Source organism: Enterococcus sp. AZ163 (genome assembly GCF_050498925.1).
Taxonomy (GTDB): domain Bacteria; phylum Bacillota; class Bacilli; order Lactobacillales; family Enterococcaceae; genus Enterococcus_A; species Enterococcus_A ferrettii.
Genome location: NZ_JBIPAO010000001.1, coordinates 537,159 through 560,225, shown reverse-complemented (window position 1 = coordinate 560,225; position 23,067 = coordinate 537,159). Strand labels below are relative to the sequence as shown.

Annotated in this window: 24 protein-coding genes and 2 pseudogenes; 16 read left to right on the top strand and 10 right to left on the bottom strand. The window is 41.0% G+C overall.

Features of this window, described 5'->3' with window-relative positions; translation table 11 throughout:
* Nucleotides 1-60 precede the first annotated feature (60 nt).
* The 3 genes from IGI46_RS02830 to IGI46_RS02820 are packed head-to-tail and all read right to left on the bottom strand — an operon-like array spanning nucleotide 61 to nucleotide 3,802.
* Complete coding sequence (locus IGI46_RS02830) at nucleotides 61-1,206, bottom strand: ArgE/DapE family deacylase (RefSeq protein WP_429972809.1); 1,146 nt, start codon at nucleotides 1,204-1,206, stop codon at nucleotides 61-63.
* On the bottom strand, nucleotides 1,203-2,603 hold the full coding sequence (locus IGI46_RS02825; RefSeq protein ID WP_207700628.1) for an MFS transporter: 1,401 nt from the start codon (nucleotides 2,601-2,603) through the stop codon (nucleotides 1,203-1,205). The genes IGI46_RS02830 and IGI46_RS02825 overlap by 4 nt, the downstream gene beginning before the upstream one ends.
* Entirely contained in the window at nucleotides 2,600-3,802 is a 1,203-nt protein-coding gene (locus IGI46_RS02820; protein WP_429972808.1) for a M20 family metallopeptidase, read from the bottom strand. Before IGI46_RS02820 ends, IGI46_RS02825 begins: the two co-directional genes overlap by 4 nt.
* 175 nt (nucleotides 3,803-3,977) lie before the next feature.
* On the opposite strand from IGI46_RS02820, the gene IGI46_RS02815 reads away from it, so the two are divergent.
* The 5 genes and pseudogenes from IGI46_RS02815 to IGI46_RS02795 all read left to right on the top strand — a co-directional run bounded on the left by IGI46_RS02815 (nucleotide 3,978) and on the right by IGI46_RS02795 (nucleotide 9,591).
* The gene (locus IGI46_RS02815) at nucleotides 3,978-6,305 is read left to right on the top strand and encodes a helix-turn-helix domain-containing protein (RefSeq protein WP_429972807.1); all 2,328 of its coding nucleotides are present in this window, start codon (nucleotides 3,978-3,980) and stop codon (nucleotides 6,303-6,305) included.
* 138 nt (nucleotides 6,306-6,443) lie between these two features.
* Nucleotides 6,444-6,689 (top strand): annotated as a pseudogene (locus IGI46_RS02810) (hypothetical protein); the annotation flags it as partial.
* A gap of 491 nt (nucleotides 6,690-7,180) precedes the next feature.
* On the top strand, nucleotides 7,181-8,305 hold the full coding sequence (locus IGI46_RS02805) for a sensor histidine kinase (RefSeq protein ID WP_429972806.1): 1,125 nt from the start codon (nucleotides 7,181-7,183) through the stop codon (nucleotides 8,303-8,305).
* A 6-nt stretch (nucleotides 8,306-8,311) separates the two neighbouring features.
* Nucleotides 8,312-9,046: a LytR/AlgR family response regulator transcription factor gene (locus IGI46_RS02800; RefSeq protein ID WP_429972805.1), complete on the top strand. Its 735-nt coding sequence runs from the start codon at nucleotides 8,312-8,314 to the stop codon at nucleotides 9,044-9,046.
* Between the two features lie 95 nt (nucleotides 9,047-9,141).
* Nucleotides 9,142-9,591, top strand: coding sequence for a hypothetical protein (locus IGI46_RS02795; protein WP_429972804.1), 450 nt, complete (start codon nucleotides 9,142-9,144; stop codon nucleotides 9,589-9,591).
* Between the two features lie 104 nt (nucleotides 9,592-9,695).
* On the opposite strand, the pseudogene IGI46_RS02790 reads toward IGI46_RS02795, so the two are convergent.
* Nucleotides 9,696-9,845, bottom strand: a pseudogene (locus IGI46_RS02790) (IS5-like element ISSoc13 family transposase); the annotation flags it as partial.
* A 15-nt stretch (nucleotides 9,846-9,860) separates the two neighbouring features.
* On the opposite strand from IGI46_RS02790, the gene IGI46_RS02785 reads away from it, so the two are divergent.
* Nucleotides 9,861-9,998 carry a hypothetical protein gene (locus IGI46_RS02785; protein WP_429973980.1) on the top strand — a complete coding sequence of 46 codons (138 nt, stop codon included), beginning with the start codon at nucleotides 9,861-9,863 and terminating at the stop codon, nucleotides 9,996-9,998.
* Here the strand turns inward: IGI46_RS02785 and IGI46_RS02780 are convergent.
* The 6 genes from IGI46_RS02780 to IGI46_RS02755 form a co-directional block, all read right to left on the bottom strand.
* Nucleotides 9,967-10,059: a type I toxin-antitoxin system Fst family toxin gene (locus IGI46_RS02780; RefSeq protein ID WP_207701418.1), complete on the bottom strand. Its 93-nt coding sequence runs from the start codon at nucleotides 10,057-10,059 to the stop codon at nucleotides 9,967-9,969. The two genes, IGI46_RS02785 and IGI46_RS02780, sit on opposite strands and share 32 nt — an antisense overlap.
* Before the next feature lie 76 nt (nucleotides 10,060-10,135).
* Nucleotides 10,136-10,723 (bottom strand): DUF2922 domain-containing protein, encoded by a 588-nt coding sequence (locus IGI46_RS02775; protein ID WP_429972803.1) that lies wholly within the window; start codon nucleotides 10,721-10,723, stop codon nucleotides 10,136-10,138.
* Between the two features lie 58 nt (nucleotides 10,724-10,781).
* Complete coding sequence (locus IGI46_RS02770) at nucleotides 10,782-11,171, bottom strand: hypothetical protein (protein ID WP_429964786.1); 390 nt, start codon at nucleotides 11,169-11,171, stop codon at nucleotides 10,782-10,784.
* Between the two features lie 132 nt (nucleotides 11,172-11,303).
* Nucleotides 11,304-11,546: a DUF2922 domain-containing protein gene (locus IGI46_RS02765; protein ID WP_429964785.1), complete on the bottom strand. Its 243-nt coding sequence runs from the start codon at nucleotides 11,544-11,546 to the stop codon at nucleotides 11,304-11,306.
* 2 nt (nucleotides 11,547-11,548) lie between these two features.
* On the bottom strand, nucleotides 11,549-11,764 hold the full coding sequence (locus tag IGI46_RS02760; protein WP_429964784.1) for a hypothetical protein: 216 nt from the start codon (nucleotides 11,762-11,764) through the stop codon (nucleotides 11,549-11,551).
* A gap of 315 nt (nucleotides 11,765-12,079) precedes the next feature.
* The gene (locus IGI46_RS02755; RefSeq protein ID WP_429964783.1) at nucleotides 12,080-12,850 is read right to left on the bottom strand and encodes a hypothetical protein; all 771 of its coding nucleotides are present in this window, start codon (nucleotides 12,848-12,850) and stop codon (nucleotides 12,080-12,082) included.
* 777 nt (nucleotides 12,851-13,627) lie between these two features.
* Here IGI46_RS02755 and IGI46_RS02750 point away from each other — a divergent pair.
* From IGI46_RS02750 to IGI46_RS02705, 10 genes are all read left to right on the top strand, one after another.
* Nucleotides 13,628-14,734 (top strand): tyrosine-type recombinase/integrase, encoded by a 1,107-nt coding sequence (locus IGI46_RS02750; RefSeq protein WP_429964782.1) that lies wholly within the window; start codon nucleotides 13,628-13,630, stop codon nucleotides 14,732-14,734.
* 394 nt (nucleotides 14,735-15,128) lie between these two features.
* Nucleotides 15,129-16,049 (top strand): hypothetical protein, encoded by a 921-nt coding sequence (locus IGI46_RS02745; protein WP_429964781.1) that lies wholly within the window; start codon nucleotides 15,129-15,131, stop codon nucleotides 16,047-16,049.
* An 18-nt stretch (nucleotides 16,050-16,067) separates the two neighbouring features.
* Nucleotides 16,068-17,231: a hypothetical protein gene (locus IGI46_RS02740; protein WP_429972802.1), complete on the top strand. Its 1,164-nt coding sequence runs from the start codon at nucleotides 16,068-16,070 to the stop codon at nucleotides 17,229-17,231.
* Between the two features lie 72 nt (nucleotides 17,232-17,303).
* Nucleotides 17,304-17,747, top strand: a complete 444-nt coding sequence (gene lepB, locus IGI46_RS02735) for a signal peptidase I (RefSeq protein ID WP_429965001.1) — start codon at nucleotides 17,304-17,306, stop codon at nucleotides 17,745-17,747.
* Entirely contained in the window at nucleotides 17,744-18,058 is a 315-nt protein-coding gene (locus IGI46_RS02730; protein WP_429964779.1) for a hypothetical protein, read from the top strand. The genes lepB and IGI46_RS02730 overlap by 4 nt, the downstream gene beginning before the upstream one ends.
* Nucleotides 18,048-19,160 (top strand): glucosaminidase domain-containing protein, encoded by a 1,113-nt coding sequence (locus IGI46_RS02725; RefSeq protein WP_429972801.1) that lies wholly within the window; start codon nucleotides 18,048-18,050, stop codon nucleotides 19,158-19,160. The genes IGI46_RS02730 and IGI46_RS02725 overlap by 11 nt, the downstream gene beginning before the upstream one ends.
* Before the next feature lie 13 nt (nucleotides 19,161-19,173).
* Nucleotides 19,174-20,100, top strand: a complete 927-nt coding sequence (locus IGI46_RS02720) for a signal peptidase I (RefSeq protein ID WP_429972800.1) — start codon at nucleotides 19,174-19,176, stop codon at nucleotides 20,098-20,100.
* Between the two features lie 61 nt (nucleotides 20,101-20,161).
* Nucleotides 20,162-21,412, top strand: coding sequence for a hypothetical protein (locus tag IGI46_RS02715; protein ID WP_429972799.1), 1,251 nt, complete (start codon nucleotides 20,162-20,164; stop codon nucleotides 21,410-21,412).
* Nucleotides 21,413-21,456: 44 nt separating this feature from the next.
* Nucleotides 21,457-22,230: an LPXTG cell wall anchor domain-containing protein gene (locus IGI46_RS02710; protein ID WP_429972798.1), complete on the top strand. Its 774-nt coding sequence runs from the start codon at nucleotides 21,457-21,459 to the stop codon at nucleotides 22,228-22,230.
* On the top strand, nucleotides 22,227-23,063 hold the full coding sequence (locus tag IGI46_RS02705; protein WP_429972797.1) for a BsaA family SipW-dependent biofilm matrix protein: 837 nt from the start codon (nucleotides 22,227-22,229) through the stop codon (nucleotides 23,061-23,063). Before IGI46_RS02710 ends, IGI46_RS02705 begins: the two co-directional genes overlap by 4 nt.
* The last annotated feature ends 4 nt before the right edge of the window (nucleotides 23,064-23,067 follow it).

Below are 23,067 nucleotides of genomic sequence, written 5' to 3'. Positions count from 1 at the left end.
TCCATCCACATCAAAAACACACGCCTCAGAATCCCCACTCTGAAGCGTGTGTCTCTTATCCTATTCCCCTACATACCCCGTCAACAAATCAACATACAAATCAATAAACTTCAGATACACATCTTTATTCACATATTCATCTACCTGATGGGCCATCTTGGTTTCACCAGGACCGAACATGATGAATGGGAAGTTCGCTGACTTGTCTCTTAAAAAGTTTGAGGCATCAGTTACACCGGGTGAAGCGGCGGTTTGGATTTCTTGGTTCAAGTGTTCTTGGCCTAGTTTGGCTGCGAGTGCTGATAATTTTGATTCTTTTGCGGCTAAGACACTAGGCAAGGACATGTAGATGTCCAAAGTTAACTTGGCTCCGGTTTTGTTTTGGTCTGCCACGAGCTTTTCAAGGTCTTTGGCTACTTCGTCGTTATCGAATTCTGGAATGGTGCGGATGTTCATTTCCAGCACGGCTTCTTCGGGAATCGAATTGACTTGATTACCGCCTTGGAAGATGGTGGTGTTCATGACTAAATCGCCCATAATGGCATTGGTTCTATCGGTAGTGCGGAAGAAGTTGTTGGCTTCGTGAACGAATTCGATCAATGGATCAATGGCGTTGTAACCAAGCTGAGGCATTGAGCTGTGGGCAGCTTTGCCTTTTGATTGAATGCGTGCGTCCATTGAGCCTTTGTGAGAATAGATAATCGTGTCTTGGGATGGTTCTGCAATTACTAAGGCATCAACGTCTTTCATAAAACCATCTTTGTAGAAGTGGTAAGCACCTTGGCCGCCGACTTCTTCACCAGTTGTTGCCATCAGGCGAATGGTGCCTTTTTTCAACAGCTTTTGTTCATGAATTTCGATCATAGCAATAACTAAAGCGGCTAAGCCGGATTTCATATCGGCTGATCCACGGCCGTAAAGGTTGCCGTCTCGTTCGGTTAATTGGAAAGGATCAGAGGCCCAGTTGGATTTGTCGCCGGCTGAGACGACATCCATATGACCGGATACACCAATTACTGGTGCCCCTTGGCCGATTTCAGCCACAAGGTTTGCTCGGGTGTCGGTTAATTTAATCATTTTGGCCTCAATTGAATGGGCCTTAAATAGGTCAATTAAGTATTCCGCTACGGTTACTTCATGGTCGTTCACGGATTGGATCGCAACCAAATCAGCTAAAATTTTTACTTTTTCTTCATTATTCATCATTTTGCTTCCTCCATCTTTCTTGGGATAATTACTACAACTGAGACAATCGCTAACAGACAAAATAGAATATTAACAAACAAACCGCTGGTTGCGCCAGCAGCGAAGCTTGCGCTTTGGCTAAGGCCGCTGTAAATCGAAGAAGAAATTGCTACGCCTAAGGCACCGCCTAGAGAGCTGGCCATTTTGTAAATTCCAGAGGCAACGCCGGCTTTTTCCAGCGGCACACTGGAAATGGCGGTATCAGTAGAAGGGGTGGCATAGATACCTAGACCGGTTCCGAAGAAGGAATAGCCGATAAAGACTAGTACTAAATAGGCAGTGCCTTGTACAAAGGTCAAAGACATTAGCAACACACCAAGGCCGGATAATAATGCTCCCCAAATCATTGGTTTTTTGGCACCGATGTTTTGCAGCAGCTTTTCACCGATCCGAATCGTGACTAGGACAGTGATCAGGTAACCAATGGATAAAAGGCCCGTTTTGGCGGCTGAGAGTCCTCTTCCTTGTTGAACGTAGGAGTTGATAATGATCAAGGTTCCGGCAACTGCGTTCAGTAAGAAATTGGAAATAGTTGCACCTAGATATCCTTTATTTTCAAATAAGGAGAAATCAACAAAGCTGTTGTCTCGGCTGCGTTCGATTCGATAAAACAAGAACGTTCCTATCAATACAACGGCAATTAATCCAAGCGTGATAGGATTTCCCCAGCCTAATTCGGTTCCTTTTGAGACTACGACATTCAATGACAACATCGAGATAACAAACAAAACCAGACCTAAACTGTCAAAGGCTTGCTTCTTGTTATCGGTTGAAACGGATTCTGGGGTTCCCAGCATCAGGATTGCGCTAAGGATCGAGATCACAATCGAGAACACGAAGACATAGCGCCAGCCTAGAGAGCTGTCGACTGCTCCTCCGAAGAATGAACAGAGACCTGAGCCGCCCCAAGAACCGATGGACCAATAGCTAAGTGCGCGTTGGCGATCTTTTCCATGGTAGTAGGATTTTACGATAGCCATGGTGGCTGGCATGATGCAGGCAGCAGAGAAGCCTTGCAGTACCCGGCCAACTAAGAACATAGCGGCATTGCCGGTCAGAATGAGGGCTAAAGAGCCTAGAATATTTAATAAAATGCCTAAATAGGTAACCTTCACTCGGCCGAATTTGTCAGCGAATCCGCCGGCAACGACGATGAAAATACCAGAGATTAATCCGGTAATGGAAACACCGATGCTTAAGATACCGGAGGAGATGCCCAAATCTGATTGGACATCTGGTGCCATGTTCAACAGCGATTGGGCGAACAGCCAGTAGGTTAATACACTGAAAACAATCCCGATTAATAAGCGATTGTTTCCTCTAAACGATCCTTCTTGAGTCACACTTTCGGTTCTCATTTCGCCACTCCTTCAAACAAATAGGCTAAAACGGCACTAGCCATTGATTTTGCAGCAATTGGCAAGCAGTCTTCGTCAATCTGAAAGTTCGGATTGTGGTGAGGGTAAATTGGTGTGCCTTTTTCATGAGCACCGACAAAGAAAAAGCAGCTTGGTCGTTCCAGTGCGTAATAAGAGAAATCTTCTGAAGCAGTTTGTGGCCCAGAATCTTCTACGCCTTCTACTTCCGGAATCTTCGCTTCAGTTACGGCATTTTTTACCAATTGAGTCATTTTTGGATCATTCATGCAGACAGGATAATCGTTTAAATAATTCAGCTCATAGGTAATGTTGAAGGCTTGGCAAATGCCATCGAGAATTTGCTTGAATTCTTTTTCGATCACCGGACGTAAGTTTTCATTCATCATGCGGACGTCTCCCTGCAATTCGACGGTTTCCTTAATGACGTTCGCAGAGCCTTTGCCATCAAAGGAACCAATTGTCACGGTAGCATTGTCAAACGGACTAATCCGTCGGCTGACAATGGTTTGAACCGAAGTAACAAATTGAGCAGCAGCGACAATCGCATCGTTGGCATCTTGAGGTGCTGAGCCGTGTCCGCCTTTACCGTGCATTTTAATTGAGAAGGTGGCCCGACCTGTGTGAACCGCTCCTTCATGGTAAAAGACCTTGCCTACATCCATCGTACTCATAACGTGAATGCCTAATACGTTGTCAATACCGTCCAAACAGCCGGCCTTAATCATGGTTTGTGCGCCACCGGGTGGTACTTCTTCTGCTGGTTGGTGAAGAATCCGGATGGTGCCAGGCAGTTCATCCTTAAATTCGATTAACGTATCGGCTAAAATCATCATGTAGGCGGTGTGACCATCGTGGCCGCAAGCATGCATGACACCGGGTATCTTTGAAGCAAAGGGAAGATTGGTTTCTTCTTGAATAGGCAAGGCATCAAAATCGGCCCGAATGGCTAAGTGCTTTCCTGGCTTGCCTCCTGTGATGTCTACCCAAATTCCATTTCCGCCACCAACCTGAGTATGGATCTCACAATCCTTGCCTTGGTAAAATTCAGCAATGGTTTGTGCTGTTTTTGTTTCGTGGAAAGAGAGCTCTGGGTATTGATGGAAATGGCGTCGCAGCTGGATCATTTCATCCTTACGTTCATTAATCCGCTGGAAAATTTTTTCTTTTAGTTGAGTCATTGTTCTTGCTCCTTTCTCTGATCACTTTGAATTTTAGAAGATATCGTTAGTTTTACAAGGGAGTATTTTTCAACTATTCAAACTATTCTTTTAATTGTCAATTTAAGAAAGAAAAGGATAGTAAAACGAACAATATTTTCAATAAAATGATAAACTAGGTGAAATAGGAGGGCTTATGGAGACCAAAACAACTTATTCTATCCGTTATCAACGACTGGCAGCGGCGGATCATTATTTCGCTGACTGTTTTACACTGCTGATGCCGTTAAAAGGGGAAATGATGATCGAAGACGATGGACAGCCGGTTCAGCTGCATGCCGGCACAATATATTGTGTCAATTTGCATCATTTGCTCTCAATTGTGTCTGCGGAGGAAGACAATGTTGTGCTTCTTCTGCGGATTGACTCGATTTATTTTGCCTCGCAGTATCCGGCCTTCTTCAACAGTCTGTTTGCTTGTCCCTTTGAGCATAATCTGCAGGGAAAGCAGCAGGCAGTCGCTGAATTGAAAGCTGTGATGACCGAACTGTGTATCAATGAATTCAATACCCAAGCGGAACACACGATTTATGAAACGATCAAATTAGAGATGATCTTGTTGTTGCTGGTGCAGCATTTTATGACTAGCAAGCACCAAGGAACCGTTCATTCTGACAAGCATCAAATAAAAGAAATTATTGAATTTATTGCTGAGAATTGTACTAAGGGAATCACAGTGAAGCAGATCGCGGATCATTTCTTTTTTGCTGAATCGACTCTGTCGAAGCTCTTTAAGGAAGAAACCGGCGAGTATTTGTCTCAATATTTGAAAAAAATCCAGCTGCGCAAAAGTATGGATGATTTGACCCATTCCAAGAAAAGTATCGAACAAATTGCACTGGACAACGGGTTTAAAAGCGCAAAGGTTTATCGCGACCAATTTAAGCGATTATACACGATGACTCCAACTGCCTACCGCAACAAGGGCGATCTGGAGGAACATCCTGTAAGAATGGCGTTGAATCCTGCGATGGACCTGACGTCTGGACAAATTATTCAGCTGCTGTACAGTGTGCTGCAGGAAAGTCCGTCGGAACATGCACCTACTCATTTGTTCCGGCAAACAAAGGAGCTGTTGATTCAGGAGGTCTCAGAAATCAGACCTCGCTCGGCTGCCAAGGTGATCATTCAAATTGGCAATCTAACTGATCTGGCTAAGCAGAATATTCAAGCAGAGCTGCTGGAATTAAAGCAGATTCATGCATTGGATTCTATCAGCTGCTTCCATCTTTTTCCTGAGCTGCCGCTTAGCTATACCTTAGCCAAGCAGGCCAAGCTGAATTCTTTTCCAGCCTTTGCTGAGCTGGATCAGGCAATGGAGTTCATTTGTCAAAACAACTTGCAGCTGATGCTGACGCTGTCTAAAGAACGCTATGACAAATACGGCCCTCTGATCTATCTGCAGGTCATGCAGCGAATGATTAATAAATTTGGCCAGCAGATTTTTTCGTTGCTGTCGGTTAATTTCGAGTGGAGCGCCAAATATAGCGAACAGGAACAAGCCCACTATTTCGCACTGCGGAAAAAAATCCAAAGCTTCTCAGCACAGTTTCGAGTAGGCTTTTGTTTTCCTTTGCCTGATCCTTATGAAGAAGAGGCTGTTCGGCAAACGGCTCAAGTATTTTTAAAGCAGATGGCCGGTCAGGCTGATTTCGTTACCTTTACGGTGGAGCCGAATGTTGTGCTGCATCAAAAGCACGACTTTTCAGAAGAAACCGCCTTTTACCACCAGTACGTTCAAGCCAAAACCCGATTTGTTTTGCAACTGCTGAAGGAAGCGAAAATGAATGTGCCGCTTTATTTAATGGAATGGAACACTCTGACGGGTACGACAATCAACTTCAATGGGTTGTTCTTTCGTGGAGCGCTGATTGTACAGGAATTGCTGCAGCTGGATCAATTAGTGGATGGCTACGGCTTTTGGCTGGATTTCTACCTCCATGAACAGAACCGGAATTTCGGTTCGACCGACAGCTCCGGATTGGATCTTTTTCACTTTCACGGCCATCGCCGACCGTCCTTTTTCTGCTTACAGCTGACACGGCGGGTGACCGGCACCATTTTGTCCGAAGGGCCAGAGCATCTTCTAACCAAACAGGGGAGAAAATACCAGCTGCTAGTATGGAATACTAACTATTTCGATCCGCAGCTGTCTTCAGAAGAAGCGTTTTTAGCCAGCCAATCACTGGATCTCAGTGTACAGCTTCGGCAGGTGCTGAACGGCCGCTTTCAAGTAAAACGATTGGTTTTGGATCGAAATCATGGAGCTCTCTTTTATGCCTATTCAAAATTCCAAGAAGCCCAGGAGCTGGACGAGGAAACGGAAGCTTATATTCACAAGACAAATAAACCAAGCTTGCGCGTTTTTGACACCAAGATTACCGATACCTTTTCCTATTCCTTCCACTTGGATACAAACGCAGTGGTTCTCTTTGAATTTACACCGATTGTTTATTTGAACTAGGGTGTGTCTGAAAATTCAATAGAGATAGGGTAAGCTCTGATAAAAACGATTGAAGCAGGGTAATTAATGACACAGCCACGATGATATGAATTGAATGATGAGCAATGGGATCAGATTGTTGGATAAACTCACGATGCTGTTGCGATGATCCCAATGCTGGACCAATTTAAAATTGTAGTAACCCATATTTTGGGCGATAAAGCCTACGGATCAGAAACGATTCGTGACTGGATTTCTGCACAAGGCGGCGCCTATACAATCCTCTCAACAGAAAATGTCGAGAATCCGTGGAAAGTAGATTGGTTCTTGTACAAAGAGCCCCATTTAATAGAGTGCTTTTTCAACAAGATAAAACACTCTACTAAATGGCGTTACACGGTATGATAAATTGGCAAAGTCGTTTTTATCGTTTGTTTATGTGGCTGTCCTCTTTAAATTAACTCAGTAACAAGTTTTCAGACACGTTCGGTTTGTTGATCTTGGATAAGTCGTCCTAGATTCAGTATAAAAGACTTTTTTGTACATCAATAGTCATAGAACAAGGAAGTATACCGATTTGAATCTTTGAAATACTAATGAGATATTATATACTTAATAAATGCGTATTGAATGGAATGACTTAATTTTTAGGGAGGGACTGCATGGCGCAGCTTGAAATAATTTTTTTAGGAAACTTCTTTAACTTAATGCTAATTAACTTTTTTTCTTTGTTTCTAACCAATATGTTTTTAGGGCAAGTGTTTCTTTGGAAAAAACATAAGTGGCATTTCTTTTGTAACAGTCTGTTATTCTCTCTCCTAATTTTTTTAGTTTCTCTGCTGGACCTGAGTGATCGAAATCAGGTTGGCTTTTTAATATACAGTATTATTTTAGCTATGCAATTTATCAGTGGTTATTTATTGATCCGTTCATTTTATCCAATGATAAATTATGCTCAGAATGTAATGATTCAAACAATTTCAGCTGCTATTTTAGCTGTTTTCGAGTATGTACTACTAAGTCTCTTTCTTGGATATATCCAAAGTTTGCCTCGATTAGCGATTCTGTTCGTAAGTATTCCGATATCTTTCGTTCAAGTAGGAGCGGCAACTCTTTTTTGTTATATGGCACGAAGAAGTCAGGTGTTAATGGCAGTCAAAGGGATTCTAGACTATCCCACATTTATGTTGCTATTTGCCGGTTCATTTTACTTTAGTGACCTAATTGTCTATTTTCGCTTTTTTTTAAACAATGATGATCGACAGGTTAATTCATGGTTGTTATCATTAGCCTATTTGATTCTATTAATTATTTTTGGACTATGGAATCTCACAATTGACCAGAAAAAGAAATGGGAAAATACCCAGCTTATGCTAATTCAACAGCAAAATTATCTGAGACAAATGGAAGAGGTTCAAAAGGAAATCAAAAGCGTTCACCATGATTATAAAAACATGCTTGCTGGTATTTATATGCATGCGAGCGAAGGAAATACTAAGGAAATTCAAAAATTTTTAACAGACAAATTTTTTCAACTTGATCATCGAATAGAAGAAAAATTAAAATGTCAGAATCAGTTATTGCTTATTGAGAACCCGGAGATTAAAGGATTACTAATTAGCAAACTAGCAAAAGCAGAGTCACAAGGAATTACTATACAGCTAGAGATATCGGATATCTTTAGAAATTTACCAATGGATGTTAGCGATCTGTTAAGGATTTTGGGTATCTTTTTGGATAATGCTATCGAAGCTGTAGCTGATCTTACCCAATCCATGAAGAAGATATCGATAGTGGTTATGCAAGACGATAAATATGTTGTTATCCGTATAAAAAATCCAAATGAACTTAAGATTTTGTTGCATGAGTTGATGCAGCCGAATTTTTCAACGAAAGGAAAAAATCGTGGGTTTGGACTTGCAAATGTTAGAAAGATATTGGTGAAATACCCCCACATTTTAAATGATATAGATACACAAAATGATCAATTTATTCAAACATTAACGATCAAAAAGGAGTGATCGTCTGTGGTTCCAATTTATATTTGTGAAGATCAGTCGGAAATATTGAAACAACTAGAAAAGAATATTCGAAATGTTAGTATGATCGAAGAATTTGATTTTGCTATCGCATTGGTGACAACATCTCCTGAAGAGTTACTTCGTTGTTTGAAAGAACAACGAACTCAAGGTATTTATTTTTTAGATATTGAATTTCCCAAAGAATCGATGAATGGCTTTGAATTAGGGAAAGAGATTCGAAAGTTAGATTCTAGAGGATTTTTGATTTATGTTACTACTCATAGTGAATTATTACCGGAAACTTTTACTTATCAATTGGAAGCACTAGATTATATTTTAAAGGATGATCCGGCCCAATTGATGCATCGTATCAGAAAGGCGCTGTTAACGATTCAAGGTTTATTAAATAATGAGTCATCTGAAGTGAAAGAACTATTTACTGTGGAGAGTGCCGCGCGTATCTTACATATACCAGTAGACACAATTGACTATTTTGAGACTACGTACAAAAAGCATAATGTCGCATTAATCACTTCTAATCAATATATTGAGTTTCATGGGAACTTGACTCAAATTGAGAAACGTTTATCTCCCAATTTCATCCGAACTCATCAATCTTATTTAGTTAATCGATCAAAGATACAAACTATTGATAAAAGGCATCGCACGGTATTGCTAAAAAATGGCAGCACCTGTTTGGTTTCTCGCAGTAAGATAAAAGAGCTTAAACAGCTTTATTAACCGAATAGGACAGAAAAAGTACTAAATAGTTTATAATTCTCATTCTTTTCATTTTATTGGTTATAGTAATAAAAAATGTGAAAAGGAAGATGATGATGGCTAAAGAAATCAAGATTTTAGAAAATTTGAAAGAGTTAGGTTTTCAACCAGTCAGTAATACAGCGATTTTGGTGAAGTACGATGCACCTAATTTAAGTGCAAAAATTGTTGATTTTTTCAATTTTGAGTATTATGTTTTACAGATTTGTGCGACTGAATTAGTACTAATCCCATTTAGTAAGATGACTGGTTTGCTAAAAAAAGAGGTGACATTAGAGATCCCATTAGTTACCATCTCATCAGTTGAAGTTGAGACTAAAGGTTTAGATTATAAAATCACCATTCGTTCTCAGGAAGGGGATATCCGACTAACAACGCAGCAAAAAGAGTTGGCGGATTTTCGTATAAGCAGCAGTTATGCAAACGATAGTTTTTTAAGCCTTGGATCAAAGAACTGGCATAAAGAAAATCTTGAAAATACGTTAAGTAAACTGAAAGAAATCTAAGTAATAAACCAATTTTTTATAGACAATCGCTCTCTCCAACAGAATTTTATGCTGGAGAGGGTTTCTTTTTTATAAACGATCACTAGGACAGGTCTGAAAACTTGTTACTGAATCAAATGGAAGATGGCAGCCACATAAACAAACGATAAAAACGACTTTGCCAATTTATCATACCGTGTAGTGACACGACGAAAGTGTTTTATCTTGTTGAAAAAGCACTCTGCGAAATGCCACTCTTTGTACAAGAACCAATCTACTTTTCGTTATGTATGGCTAGACGTGAAGGCGCAGCAAAGCCGATATTCAATTGTCAATGGACACAGGAGACAACCTGCGAATGGGCCCGATTCGCAAGCGTCAATTTTGATTGCTTCGTCATGGATCATGATCGTCTAGCCAGTGATTAACCACAGCGACAATCACCCCAACCAGAATTGGAGCTAAAATATACTGCACAAGAGGATGCATATTCATCACCTCCTTTCAGTGCTTGATCATGACCCAGACAAAGTTTATCTACCTACGCTGGTAAATGATCAGATAATCAAGAAGGGGTGTCAGGCGGATCTTTTCGCTTCTGACGCTCTTTTTCTTTGGCTTTCCTCCGCTTTCTCCGCAGGATCATTTCCTTCACTACATCGTAAGGACTTCCAGCAGGAGAAGAAGCAGTTGTTTCTTTCTCTAAACTGGCCTTCAATTCAACAGAAGGACAGTTGGTAGCAGTGCCCTCCACAGCCACACACTTTTCAGAGACAGCACGCAGAGTATCGTGTACCTCACTTCTGATTGTTGAATCTAAGGATACTTCTGGAACTTTAGGTGCTTCCTGCCAGGTACAGCGAAGTGCTGTCAGCTGCTCCGGTTTTTCACCTCCTTCAGGTTTATCTTCTGGAGCAGGTCCTCCAAACAGTTCATCGCCTTCGAAGATCGGCGTTTCAATCGTTTCGACATATTTTGCTTTTACGAGTTCTCTAAATAAGCCCACACCGTCTTTTTCAAAGAGGTTCAAGCTGGTTAATAAGGCCAGCGTTTCTTTGATCTCTTCCGGACTTTTCGCGGTATCAGGATCTTTAAAAGAAAAATTGTGCTTCTTGCCTTCACTAGTTAAGAAGGTGGAAACTAGTCTGATCATTTTATTCTTCCTTTCATTCATTTATTTGCGTAGGTGAGACAGACTGTAAGTATCATTTTCAGGTGGCTTCAGTGTCAGCTTCTATATGGAACAGCTTGGCAATTTGTATCTTGATAAAAGACTTGGCAGCTTTAAGAAAATTGCGGACAGGATCGAGTTTTAAACCCAATATCCGCAATTCACTGGTTTCAAAATAATCGGCAAAATACCAAAAGAAACGCTTCATGGTTTTCGTTGCTTTGGTATTCATAAATAAGTAACGAACTAAATCCTGCAATACCAGAGCGAACTCCTTTGCCCCAAGTTGATAACGTACACGTAAAGCAAGTAGTAGTTTGATGGTCATGGTGCCATTTTGGGTCTCCTGATAGTATTCCATGAGTCTTTGCTCGATGGTTTCGAGTTTGAGATGAAACAGTTGTTGGTGCGTAAAGGGTTGCTCTGACATTGTGATTCTCTCCTTGTAGTAGTTTTTTTACTTTAGGCGGGAATAGGTTCATTAAAGAAACTAGCCCAGATCCAGCTTAAGTATAGTAGCGAGAGAAGAGCGGCACGTCTGCCGCAGCTTCTCAGGAATTGATTAACGTGTAACAGGTTCTTCTTCAAAGATCGTTGTTTCAATCGTTTCAACATATTTTGCACTAACAACCGTTTCAAATAAACGAATGCCATCTTTCTGGAACAAATTCAATTGAGCCAAATCTCCTAATAGCCCTTTAATCTGTGAGGGAGTCTTAGTAGTATCTGGATTACTCAAGCTCCACGTCTGCGATTTGCCTGCACCATTTCTAAAAATAGAAACTAATTTAACGACTCGATTCATCCTTATTCAACCTCCTTCGTAATACGCGATTGGACAGTCATGATCACACTATCTAATGAGCTGCCTTGCTGGGATAGCTCTGCCATGATCTCTCCTAATTTCACCACATCTGCTTCTGGCGGATTATCAATCACGTTTGAAAAGTTCACTTTCTTCTGTTTGTCTTCCCCTGCTTGTTCGATTTGTACCTGTAATTTTGTGCCCAATTTCTGAATCATTTTTCAAATTCCTCCGTTTTCTGTTTTTGGTTTGTAATTTTTGTTGTTTCTTTTGTTTCCCGGCCGGTGACTAAAAGATAAAGCATTTTTTTCAAAAAGAAAAATGAGCTAATTTGTAAAAATACCCGCTACTTTGCAAGCGAAAAATAGAGAAGGCTGTTAAATCAACCTTTCCAAATTTCTCCTTGCAAAGTAGCGGGGGATTAGGAAATTTTTCTTTGCAAGAAGAAAAACATAAAAAAAGCCCTTGTATTCGGCAGAAATGCCTAGAATACAAGGGTTCAAACAGTTTTAGTAAGTTAAGTTTTTCTCATTTTATTTTAATAATTTAGAGAGGGTATCGTAGGATAAGGCGCCAGATTGTATTACTTTGCTGACGTTTAACACGTTTTTCAAGAATCGTTCATTATCATAATGGCGTTCAAAGGCTCCTAAAGGCAGAGTGAACTCTTGTAAGAGCGGCTTCTGACAGATGGAACGAATGAAAGGTGTATCTGGTAGAGACAGATAGTCTAAAGGAGTCTGTCCAGCCCCTTCTCTATGCAAGCGATCCTGACGATAAGCAGCCAAAATAGCCAATGCATTCGTCGCATGATGCTCAACGGTGCGTTTCCCGGTCTGAGTACAATAGATTATCCCACTCATCATTTTTATCTCGGTACAGGCTTTCGTTGTCTGAATTTCTTTAATTTCGACTGGATTGATCCAAACGGCATGCTGAGTGGAGCCGCCAAAGGGAAACAAGCAAGTCGTGGAGCTAACCATTGGAAACAATTTTTTACCAAAGCAGTTAAAGCGTTTAAGAGTTTGTGATAGGCAGGCGTAATCCAAAAACTTTTCTTCCTGAACATGTTTCTTCAAAGTAGGTAAGGTTTTTTTGGTGTAATGAACGCCTTTATCACGGTAAATAATCAGTGTCTCATCATGATCTGGAATCGGCAGAACCATGGAGAGGAGCTGCTTGTCCTGTGGTGAATCGGAGGTGTCTTTCTTCCAAATCCTTTCCCATTGACTTGAAAAAATTTCGGAATCTAACATAATAACGTTTTCAATTCTTTCTGCAACTATACTACTTTCACTTTTCATTCATTTCGTTCTCCTTTTTGTGCCAATGCCACCTAGACACTGTGGAAATATTCTGAAAATGACACACTGGCTGCCTCCTTTTAAGGCCTTTAAAAGCGGCGGCTCTTCCTAGCCTACAGAAAGATGATTAGGGGGACCCTCTTCAATAACTAAACACTATAAACATGTAGGGGAAGTTTACTATGTATCTTTTGCTCATTTCGAAGTATTTCCATACCAATAGCATTGACGAAATCATTCAGCCAAGCTAATAATCACTCTGATATCGAAATAATTATTATGATGGCCTGATACCAGTTTACTATATTAGGAAAGATTTTTCCTGATATAACTAAAATTTATTTTTCGAGCAAATTAGTTTATGTTTTTTCTTAATAAAAATTATGTTATAATTGTTTTTCCAAGATAGGCTATTTTCCACTTAAGATTAAGGTTTATTAATGGATTTGTCAGAAAAAGGTCAAAAGAAATGGGTATTATAACAGGTGTTATTCTAAAAAGTGAATTTAAAGTAATTTTCTTGGTCTTACCTAGACTAGGTAGATTCCTTTAGGTTGAGGTTATATATTTTATTTCGTTGCATCCAATATTTATTTTCATTATAAGATAAGTAGAATAAATACGCAATATCTTTTAAAAAAATAACTAAAATGATAAATTGCATTTTCCTTCTATAATAGGACGCAATTTTCACCGGAATTAGGCATAAAAAAGTGGGAAAATTGAATGGTTCCAGAGACCGTCAAATTTTCCGTCAGACAGAAGGGACGAGAATAGATGCGCAGAGGCGAAAATATTTATTACCGGAAAGACAAACGCTGGGAGGGGAGATACCCCAGAGGCAAAAAAGCTAATGGTAAAACTAAGTATGGTTCAGTGTACGGCAAGACATTACAAGAAGTTCGTGAAAAGTTATATCCATTGAAATTGAAATATCAAATTTGTCAATCTACCCAAGGAGAATCAGCGATGTCATTGAATGAATGGGGGTATCGTTGGCTAAAGGAGGTTCAATCAGGGATTAAACAATCGACTTATGCAAACTACGAACATAAATTAGTTCATTATGTTTTGTCGACTATAGGCAAATACGGATTGAATGAATTGGATGAAGATGTCGCAGAAAAATTATTGGTTTCATTAGTAGAGCAGACTTTGAATCCATCGACGATCCAAGTAATCTTTCGCATTACAAAACAGTGTGTGAATGAAGCGATCCGAAAAAAATTAATCAAAGAAAATCCTTTTGTATTGATTCAATTGCCCAAGGTTTTGAAAAACAAAAATCAGGCACTAACTAAGCAAGAGCAAAAACAGTTGGAAACAGTGGCTTTAAAAGAAGAGAATGGCAAGGGATTACCTACTATACTGGCTCTTCGGGCAGGCATGCGAATTGGTGAGATTTCGGCTTTGATGTGGAAAGATATTGATTTTGACACGAATATGATCCATGTTAAATCCACTTTCCAACGTGTGCTTGGCTTGTACAATGGGAAGAGAACAGAGTTAATTTATTCCAGTTCTAAAACAACCTCTTCAATGCGTTCAATTCCAATGAGCCAGACCTTAAAGCAGCTGTTACTGTACCAAAAAGAACAGTCTTCTGGGGATTTTGTCCTTTGTAGAGAAAGTAAACCATTAGAACCAAGGCTTTTAACTGCACATTTTCATAAAATTCGTGAGAAAGCTGGATTAATCCAAACACACTTCCATCAATTACGACATACTTTTGCGACGCGTTGCCTAGAGAGCCAAGGTGATATTGTGAGTGTCAGTGCTTTAATGGGACACAGCTCGACTCAAATGACATTGGATACATATGCCAGTGCATTAGTTGAACAAAAGATACAAGTCGTCACACAAATGGAAAAAACAATAGTGTAAAACGTTTTCAAAAATGTCAAATACGTTTTTGGAGGGGTTTTTTTATTTTTTTGTTCACTGAGTAACTACTCAGTTATTAAAAGGTTTTAAAAGATTTCCAAGGATTTTTAAGCTTTTTTTATTTTAAGCACTACAAATGTTATTTAATAAAAAAAGTTTCACATAATCATTTCTGCCAATTTTCCACCTGTTTTTAGACCTATACACCGTCTTATACCGTCGCAAGATGATTCCTTTTTGTTGTTATGACGGGGTTTTTAGACGTTTTCCTAGTCTAGGTAAGACCAAGATGAAGCAAACGGCACATTTGCTTGTTAAAAGTATAGAGGAATAAACAATATTTATCAAAGTATAGATAAATTGATAGAGGAATAGCATAGAGGAGGAAAGCCATATGTTCGGTTTTGGCAAGCAAAAGAGGGACGCCTATCAGGAATCAACCCAAGATGATTACTATTACGATGAATACGACAACGAAGGATATGAAGAAGACTACGGGTATGACTCGTATCAAAATGAAGGCTATGAACAGCGTCCAATGGATAACTATAGTGAGTACGATCGTGAAGAGCGACGATCTAGACGCCGAACGGCGGCACCTGTTGAAGAACGACAGGATGCCAGATACGAAGAGGACATGGAGTCCTTTCCAGCACAAAAAACTGAAAAAGAATCTCGGAAAGAACCAGATACTCAGCTGCAACAAGAAGTGGAACGCTTGGAAGAAACAGTTGCTCAGTTAAAGCATCAACTGGAAGTCAAACAAGCTGAAATGACTGGGATGGCTGCTACCTTAACAGAAAAGGATCAAGCACTTCAGGAGTATCAGACCAAGGCGGATCAACAATTAGAAGCTTTACGTGAAGAAAAAGAAGATGAGCAGAAGAAACTGCAGGCAGAAAAAGATCGTCAGATTCAAGAATTGACAGATCAAGTGGCCCAGATGAACAAGGAGCTGCAAGACGATCGAACCAATCAAACCGAAGCCTTAGTGCAAGCGCAACGACAAATTGAGTCACTGAAACAAACACAAAAAGAAAACGAAGAAATGAAGGCAGAATTGGCAACGATCCTGATCGAAACGAAAAAACAGGAACGGGCGACGTTGGAACGAGCAGAATACGAAGCCAAAGGGATTCGCAGCCAGGCTGAACAGGAAGCACATCAGGTGATTCACGATGCTTCCTTAGAGTTACGCGTAATGAAACAGGAAATAAGAAATTACCGAAAACGTCTGCGTTCGGTGCAAGAAGAAACGACCCAGTTTTTTGTACGTTTGTTAGCGACAAGCGACAACTTATTGGATGACGAATAGAAGAGGGGATGATTTTTGGTGAAGCAAGCACAGAATCAACTTGCCCTATATCCCACTCCAGCTCCGCTTATGCAGGAGGAGTTGCTCAAACAGCCAGTATTGGAAGAAATTGAACGTGCTTGTGAGTACCTATATGCGCCCCACGGCACCTTAAACGAAGACCAGCGAAAGAAAATTTATCAGCACTTTGAACAATTATTTCATTTCATGAACAGCAGCTATCATGTGGAGCTGTTGTTGCCAACTGGCTATTTTGACTGGTCTGGGTTCTGGCAGTCGCTGCATCAATTTTTTCCACAATTTGCTTGGATTAAAGCGCAAACGGAAGAACCAAAATATGGACGACGGATCTATCGCTTTGACTTCATTCCGTTGACCTTTCGCGAAGTTGGTTTTCCATTTGCGATCCACTTGGAGGACAGTCTGATGCAACAATTTCCATTGTCTGCCGAAGAAGCTTTGGAACGGGCGGAACAGTTATTACTGGAATTAGCTGGTCAACACTTGTCAGATGTGCCGCCTAAGTCGAAGGAAGCACCAGAAAAGCTCGCGACCGTTCCAGTTAAACAAGCAGAAGAACAGGTCAAGGAAGCGGAAGTATCTGTTGCAAGAGTCCAACAAGAAGACGTGAAACAGGAGAGTCAAAGCAAAGCCCGTTTGCGAGCTGTAAATCAAAAACTAGAGATGGTGATTGAAAAATTGGAGTTATCCATGCTCTACAGCGGGATTCAATATTTTGAACGGGAAAACAAAGAAGAGAACGATTGGGATAAACGAATCAAGATCAGTTTGCGGGAATATACGTACCTGTTTCAGAAGGCACGCTTTTTGGAGCAGATGTGGAACCTCAATGGCGAACTAGTAAATAAAACCGAAAAAATGACTGTATCTGGCAACAAGCTGGTGTATGAACGGGATCAAGTCAAACAAATCAAGGCCAATCTTTCAACCAGAGACATTCACTTTGTTTTATATGAATGCCAAGTAATTGAATCCCGAGCAAAGGTACATGCCCAGCCGTGGTTTAGAAAACCTTATGTCAAGTTGATGAAGATGGATTATGACAATTTATTGAGTAAATCTGCTTACTTTGATCTTTTGCAAGGAGAAAGTGCCTTGTTGGAACGAATGGTACGCGAACAAAAAGATGCACCAGTCAAAGAAGCTCAGGAGGTTGGCTGAGGTCGCAGATTCTCTCCTTTTTATCACTGGACACTTCCAGCAAAGGCTGGAGTTATCTTTGTCCTATGCTATCTGATTTTTTTCAGTTCTTTCCGTATGTACCACTGGATGTATCCAAAGTATTCAGTCAGTGGCGAATCAATGAATCCAACATTTAAGGAGCAGGAGGTGATTCAGATCATATCACATCGTAAACCCAAACGCTTTGATGTCGTGGTGCTGCATCCGCCAGAAAATCCAGAGGGTCTTTATTTGAAACGAATCATTGGACTGCCCAATGAACGAATTACTTATCGGGATGGGCAATTATACGTAAATAAGAAACTTGTTTCGGATGAATTTGCTAAAGAAACGGAAGACTTTGACTGGAAGGAGTTCTCCAGAGACAAGATTCCAGAAGGCTATTACTTTATTTTAGGTGATAATCGCGCCATTTCTAAAGATAGCCGCCATTTCGGTTTGATTACCGAAAAACAAATTTTAGGCGTCGTCAAAGAAGGAGTACGAATTGAATGAAGACATTGCAGGAAAAACTTGAATGGTACACCTTCTGGTATTGGGTCTATTGGCTTTTTTCATTGATAGTACTGCTAGGTGTGTTGATACTAGGCATTTTTTTCTATTTTACTGATTTTCAAGAAGTAGTCACAGTCAGCCAACTCTTCCTTTTGATGCTGCTGATGGTCTTGGCTTTGTATTTGCGAGTGACCGCATTGCATTACCACACGATTCTATTGAAACTGAAGCAGTCAGCAGCCAGACCAAGAAGACCGAGGGAACGTCCTCAGCCACGGCCGCAGAATAGGCGGAAGCAAGATGAAGGTTAAAGTCCTGATGGTAGGTGTACTTATTGCTGGAGGATTGGTAGTTGGTTACCAATCACAGGGAAAACAAACGGTATCCGCTGAAACTAAAGAGACGATTTCTTCTCAACAAGAAGCAACACCAATGCTAGAAAGTAGTTCAACCACTGCTAACCAAGCAAGTGAGGTACTTGAAGATGTAGAGTCCACAATGACTAAAGAATCGTTTTCTTCTATAGAAGAAAGCAAGAGTAGTGAAGCTATTGCTTCAACTGCATCAACTATTAAACAGAGTGAATCAGAAGAAACAACAGCAGAGTCGACAACAGAATCTACTGTTCCTGCCTCGGAAATTCCAGCAGCAGTTACGGTTCAAACAACCTTGCCAGCAGCGAAGGTGGAAGAAAACTATCAGTTCTCCGTGGTAAAAAATCAAACGACGGAAGAGTTTATCCAATCTATTGGAAAAGATGCTCAAGAAATTGCTTGGAATGAGGGAATTTATGCTTCAGTCATGATTGCACAAGCAATTTTAGAAACAGGTTCGGGCAATAGCAAATTGGCTCGACCTCCTCATCATAATTTATTTGGAATTAAAGGAAGTTATCACGGGAAAAAAGTGTCGTTTAACACGCAAGAGGATAAAGGAAATGGTCAGTTGTACACGATTCAGTCCGCTTTCCGTCAATATCCTAGCTACAAAGAATCATTGGAGGATTATGCAGCCTTATTGAAAAAAGGATTATGCGGCAATCCAAGTTTTTATCAAGGAACTTGGAAAGACTATGCAGGAACCTATCAGGAAGCTACAAAAGTACTAACAGGGAAATATGCGACAGATACTTCTTACGACAAGAAACTGAATGCATTAATTGAGACCTATCAATTGACCTCCTTTGATCAGCAACTTGAAGAAGAACACATGGAAAAAGAAAAGCTGGCGAATGTCATTGAGAACCAGCCAGAAGTACAACCGGTCAATGAAAACTCAACTGACACTAGTTCAACCAACGAGTCAAAAAAATCAGAAAGCACGACCTATCAAACAACACAAAAGGTACAACAAATCCAGCCGATTCCTCAACGCCCAGCAAAACAGGTAGCGGGAAATCGAATCGCGCAATGAAAGAAGGGGAATAATGTCGAGACCACGTGACTATCGAGATCGAGAATACCATTTCGATGAAGAACCACCTTATCGAGAACATCCCCCTTCCAATCGGCGACCAGATAGAAGGGATTCTTACGAAGACCGGCGGTATCGAGACAGTGTTCGTGAATCAGTTCCTCGGCCAAAATCCAATCGAGGGGAACGAGATTATTCTCCGCGTTACCGTGAATCAGTGAGTAGAGAGCGATATGGACAAAGATATCCACCAGATCCGCAATACAGGGAGCAGCATCGTCCGAAACGACCAATGAGACCTGTTGCTCCGCCATATCGTAATTCACAGCCATTGCAACAAGCTAAAAAATCAACGAATAGGAAGATTTTTCTATTCATTTACAACTTGTTTTTTTACACGCTGACGATTGGTATTTTGCTGAGTTCGCTGATGTTTGCCTTTAGTGAGAAGTCTGATGCAGCTATTTTTGGCTATCGGTTCTATCAAGTGTTGACCGATTCCATGGCTCCCCAGCCGGATTCACCTTCAAAAGGATTCTATTCTGGGGACATTGTCCTGGTGAAAATGGCAGATGGCAGTCAGGTGAAGGAAGGAGATATTGTAACCTTTCAGGTAGGCGAAGGAGATCGCTACTTAACGCATCGAATGATCGAACGCCTAGAAGAGCTTAACGGTAAACCAGGGGATTACATTGTGACCAAGGGAGATGCCAATAATACCGCTGATCCACCGATTGAGGCCAGTCGTATTTACGGCAAAGTCACTTTTGTGATCCCTAAAATGGGCAGTGTTTTAAACTTCGTTCAAGAAAATCTGTGGCTGTGTCTCGTATGTATACTATCGACTTTTGGCTTCTTCTTAGTGCTCAAAGCGTACTTTTTACAACCGGAATCGGTCAATAATTCAAGCAAAAGAAATGGTTATCCAAAAAGGATATAACCGCTTGTTTCACAAGTGTTTATATAAAAAAAAGAAAAAAGGATGTATAGGAGGAAAAGAAATGAAAAAGAACAACAAGAAGAAAAAGCTGATGGCTGCCGCAGCAGCTTTAGCGTTAATCGCAGCCATCTCCGGGACGTTTGCCTGGATTACTGCGCAGGACCAACGGATCAATAGAGCCGAATCGGCGGCGGTAGATGACAACAGCGTAACGATTGTGGAAAAATGGGAACCAAAACCCTTGGTTCCAGGAACAGAAGCAACAAAAGAAGTAAAAGTTACGAATACTGGTACTGCCAATGTGTACGTTCGGGTCTCTTATGAAGAAGTGTTGAAGCATTTGACAGAAAAGGGTGCTGTAAAATATGATCCTTCAACTGTTTCAGGTGCGAAATACACCAATGTTGCCAATGATCCTGGTTTGGCAAAAAATATGCCAGTGAGTGTAAACGGCACCCAACTTTTAAGTCCTGCAGGTGGATTTGTGGAAGTTCCGGCGGGCCAAATTACTGGATTAGAAGCTGATACGAAGTTGGTTGTTAAAGGAGGAAAAACCGTTCATCCGACGACTGGTGTAGTGACGAAAAGCTATGAAGCGAAAATGGTCCATGAATATGCACCAGGTAAATACCAATCCATGAAATTTGCTATTAGTGACGATTATCTAAATGAAACAAGCTTAGATGCGAAGGATTGGACCTTTACGGTTTCTAGCCTACAATACGGCTACTACGAAAACGGCTATAAAAATACGGTAGTGAACTGGGCGAAATCTTCACTACCAGATGAAGCAGGTACAGTAACTGGCAATGCCATATTGGGAACAAACGGCTCACGTCATGGCGTGAACTACGACTATCGACTTGCGGCATTAGGCTTAACGGCTATCCCAGGCGAAACTCCTGCAACGGCTGCGGTTCAAATTCCGACAGCTGCTGGCGAAAAAAATGTCCAAGCAGATACGAATGGTTTAGGAAAAACTAGTATTCATATCAAGTATAACGGCTCAGTAGTCGATGGTACTGGCTTAGCTGCCGCAACGGATAACTGGATTTACAACAAAGAAGATGGCTGGTTCTACTACACCCAACCATTATTGGCAGGTCAAACAACAGCGAACTTGTTAGACAGTTTGGTATTCGACAGTACAATGGGTGTTGAGTATACCAATGCATCGTATGATTTAGTGGTGAAAATGGAAGCTGTTCAAGGAACTAAGGAAGCACTTACGGATAGTACTGGCTGGGGCATTACGTTGGACCCGACTACCAAACCAGAAACCAAAGCAATTTACGATAAATTAACCAACTAATCGGTAGGAATGAATATCCATGAGAAAGGGAGGAGTGGAGACGATTGCGCAAGTTTAGACTAGTACTCTGCAGTTGGCTGTGCTTGTGGTTTTTCTTTGCAAGCACACCCGCTGCTGCGGCTGCCGATGCACTCCCTCCCGGCATGGTGATTGGTGATTCTGAGGGGCTGTATGCCACATCAGATGGCGAATATTACATTGACTTAGTCGATCTCCTACCGGGAGAAAAATATGAAAAAGAAATTACGATCCGCAGCTTGGACTTAGAGGAGCCTTTTTCATTGGGGTTACTGGTGGAAGAGGTGGAGAGTAAAGGTTCGATTGATTGGAAGCAGCACATTGAGGTACGACTGGTATTGGATGGGAAGGAAATCTATCAGGGACCACTATTAGGTGATGGACGTTTTGATTGGACACAAACGCCATTGGAATTAGGGGGTTGTGACTATGGAACAGACAAGGTCTTAAAAGCTACCTTTACTGTAGATTCCGGTTTAACCAATGAGGATTACAAGGATAATAGTCATTTGTATTTTTATTGGACGTTTGTTGGAACTAAGGATCAGCCGATCAAACCGACTGACCCAACCGAACCGACAAAGCCGACCGAACCAACAAAACCGCAAGAGCCAATAGCACCTGGTTCGTCAAACTCAGAGGAGTTGCCAAAGACAGGAACAGAACCAACTGTCGAGGACAACGGGAAACGTCTTCCGCAAACAGGCGAACAATTGGTGTATCAATTTCTTTCCGGGTTATTGTTGGTATTGATTGCTTTGTTTCTATGGCGAAAACGACGAGAGGAGGAGCAGGAATGAGTCAAAAAGAGAAGCTGCGTCACTTATTCCGCATCTTTGTTCGAAGCAAGAGCTTGTTTGCCTGCTTTTCCCTGTTGTTGAGTCTGCTTTTAGTCGTTGGTAGTACGTATGCTTGGATTACCTCTTCGGATGAACGGATTAATCAGGCAGAAAAGAATACCCGCAGGCTTTCTGCAGTCATTGAAGAAGACTTCACAGAGGTGTTTCATTGGGCACCAGGAACGGAACAAGAAAAGAATATACGCGTCAAGAATAATGGTGAGTTTCCTGCAATTGTTCGTGTATCTTTAAAAGAGTTTTTCTTGGGATTTGAAACGGATGTTACAGACAATCATGGTATTGGTGATGGCAATGGGAATCTGAAAATTTACGGGCAATCCAGTACAACACCAGTTGATGTAAAAAATACGTCAACCTGGGTAATCGGAAATACCTATGGAAGAAATGCCACTACGTATTATAAAGCAAATTTAGCGCTTTTGGATCAAAGCTATGCGTATAAAGGCACTCGCACCAAACCATTACCAGCGATTGTATTGAATTTCCAGGCAGGAAAGGTGTTTGATCAAATCGCACCACCTAGTGCTAGTGAGAAAGATTACTGGTATTACGAGGATGGGTACTTTTACTATTCTGAAACATTGCCACCTAATGACGTGACTGAAAACCTGCTGGATAGTGTTTCATTGGATGCTGCTTATGCTAACCGCTATAAAGGCGCGTTGTATAAGCTGGTTCCAGAAATGGATGCGCATGATCAGTCTCAATCGTTGTTTTCAGATTGGGGTATTCCAGCGGGAAGTCCTATTCGTACGATGTACACACTTTATTAATCGA

Coding starts and splice junctions, on each gene's coding strand:
- IGI46_RS02815 (WP_429972807.1), top strand. CDS start 3,978: ATGGAGACCAAAACAACTTATTCTATCCGTTATCAACGACTGGCAGCG.
- IGI46_RS02820 (WP_429972808.1), bottom strand. CDS start 3,802: ATGACTCAACTAAAAGAAAAAATTTTCCAGCGGATTAATGAACGTAAG.
- IGI46_RS02720 (WP_429972800.1), top strand. CDS start 19,174: ATGTCGAGACCACGTGACTATCGAGATCGAGAATACCATTTCGATGAA.
- IGI46_RS02750 (WP_429964782.1), top strand. CDS start 13,628: ATGCGCAGAGGCGAAAATATTTATTACCGGAAAGACAAACGCTGGGAG.
- IGI46_RS02725 (WP_429972801.1), top strand. CDS start 18,048: ATGAAGGTTAAAGTCCTGATGGTAGGTGTACTTATTGCTGGAGGATTG.
- IGI46_RS02830 (WP_429972809.1), bottom strand. CDS start 1,206: ATGATGAATAATGAAGAAAAAGTAAAAATTTTAGCTGATTTGGTTGCG.
- IGI46_RS02780 (WP_207701418.1), bottom strand. CDS start 10,059: ATGCATCCTCTTGTGCAGTATATTTTAGCTCCAATTCTGGTTGGGGTG.
- IGI46_RS02730 (WP_429964779.1), top strand. CDS start 17,744: ATGAAGACATTGCAGGAAAAACTTGAATGGTACACCTTCTGGTATTGG.
- IGI46_RS02825 (WP_207700628.1), bottom strand. CDS start 2,603: ATGAGAACCGAAAGTGTGACTCAAGAAGGATCGTTTAGAGGAAACAAT.
- IGI46_RS02775 (WP_429972803.1), bottom strand. CDS start 10,723: ATGATCAGACTAGTTTCCACCTTCTTAACTAGTGAAGGCAAGAAGCAC.
- IGI46_RS02805 (WP_429972806.1), top strand. CDS start 7,181: ATGCAATTTATCAGTGGTTATTTATTGATCCGTTCATTTTATCCAATG.
- IGI46_RS02765 (WP_429964785.1), bottom strand. CDS start 11,546: ATGAATCGAGTCGTTAAATTAGTTTCTATTTTTAGAAATGGTGCAGGC.
- IGI46_RS02705 (WP_429972797.1), top strand. CDS start 22,227: ATGAGTCAAAAAGAGAAGCTGCGTCACTTATTCCGCATCTTTGTTCGA.
- IGI46_RS02785 (WP_429973980.1), top strand. CDS start 9,861: ATGGCTAGACGTGAAGGCGCAGCAAAGCCGATATTCAATTGTCAATGG.
- IGI46_RS02715 (WP_429972799.1), top strand. CDS start 20,162: ATGAAAAAGAACAACAAGAAGAAAAAGCTGATGGCTGCCGCAGCAGCT.
- IGI46_RS02745 (WP_429964781.1), top strand. CDS start 15,129: ATGTTCGGTTTTGGCAAGCAAAAGAGGGACGCCTATCAGGAATCAACC.
- IGI46_RS02770 (WP_429964786.1), bottom strand. CDS start 11,171: ATGTCAGAGCAACCCTTTACGCACCAACAACTGTTTCATCTCAAACTC.
- IGI46_RS02755 (WP_429964783.1), bottom strand. CDS start 12,850: ATGAAAAGTGAAAGTAGTATAGTTGCAGAAAGAATTGAAAACGTTATT.
- IGI46_RS02760 (WP_429964784.1), bottom strand. CDS start 11,764: ATGATTCAGAAATTGGGCACAAAATTACAGGTACAAATCGAACAAGCA.
- IGI46_RS02795 (WP_429972804.1), top strand. CDS start 9,142: ATGGCTAAAGAAATCAAGATTTTAGAAAATTTGAAAGAGTTAGGTTTT.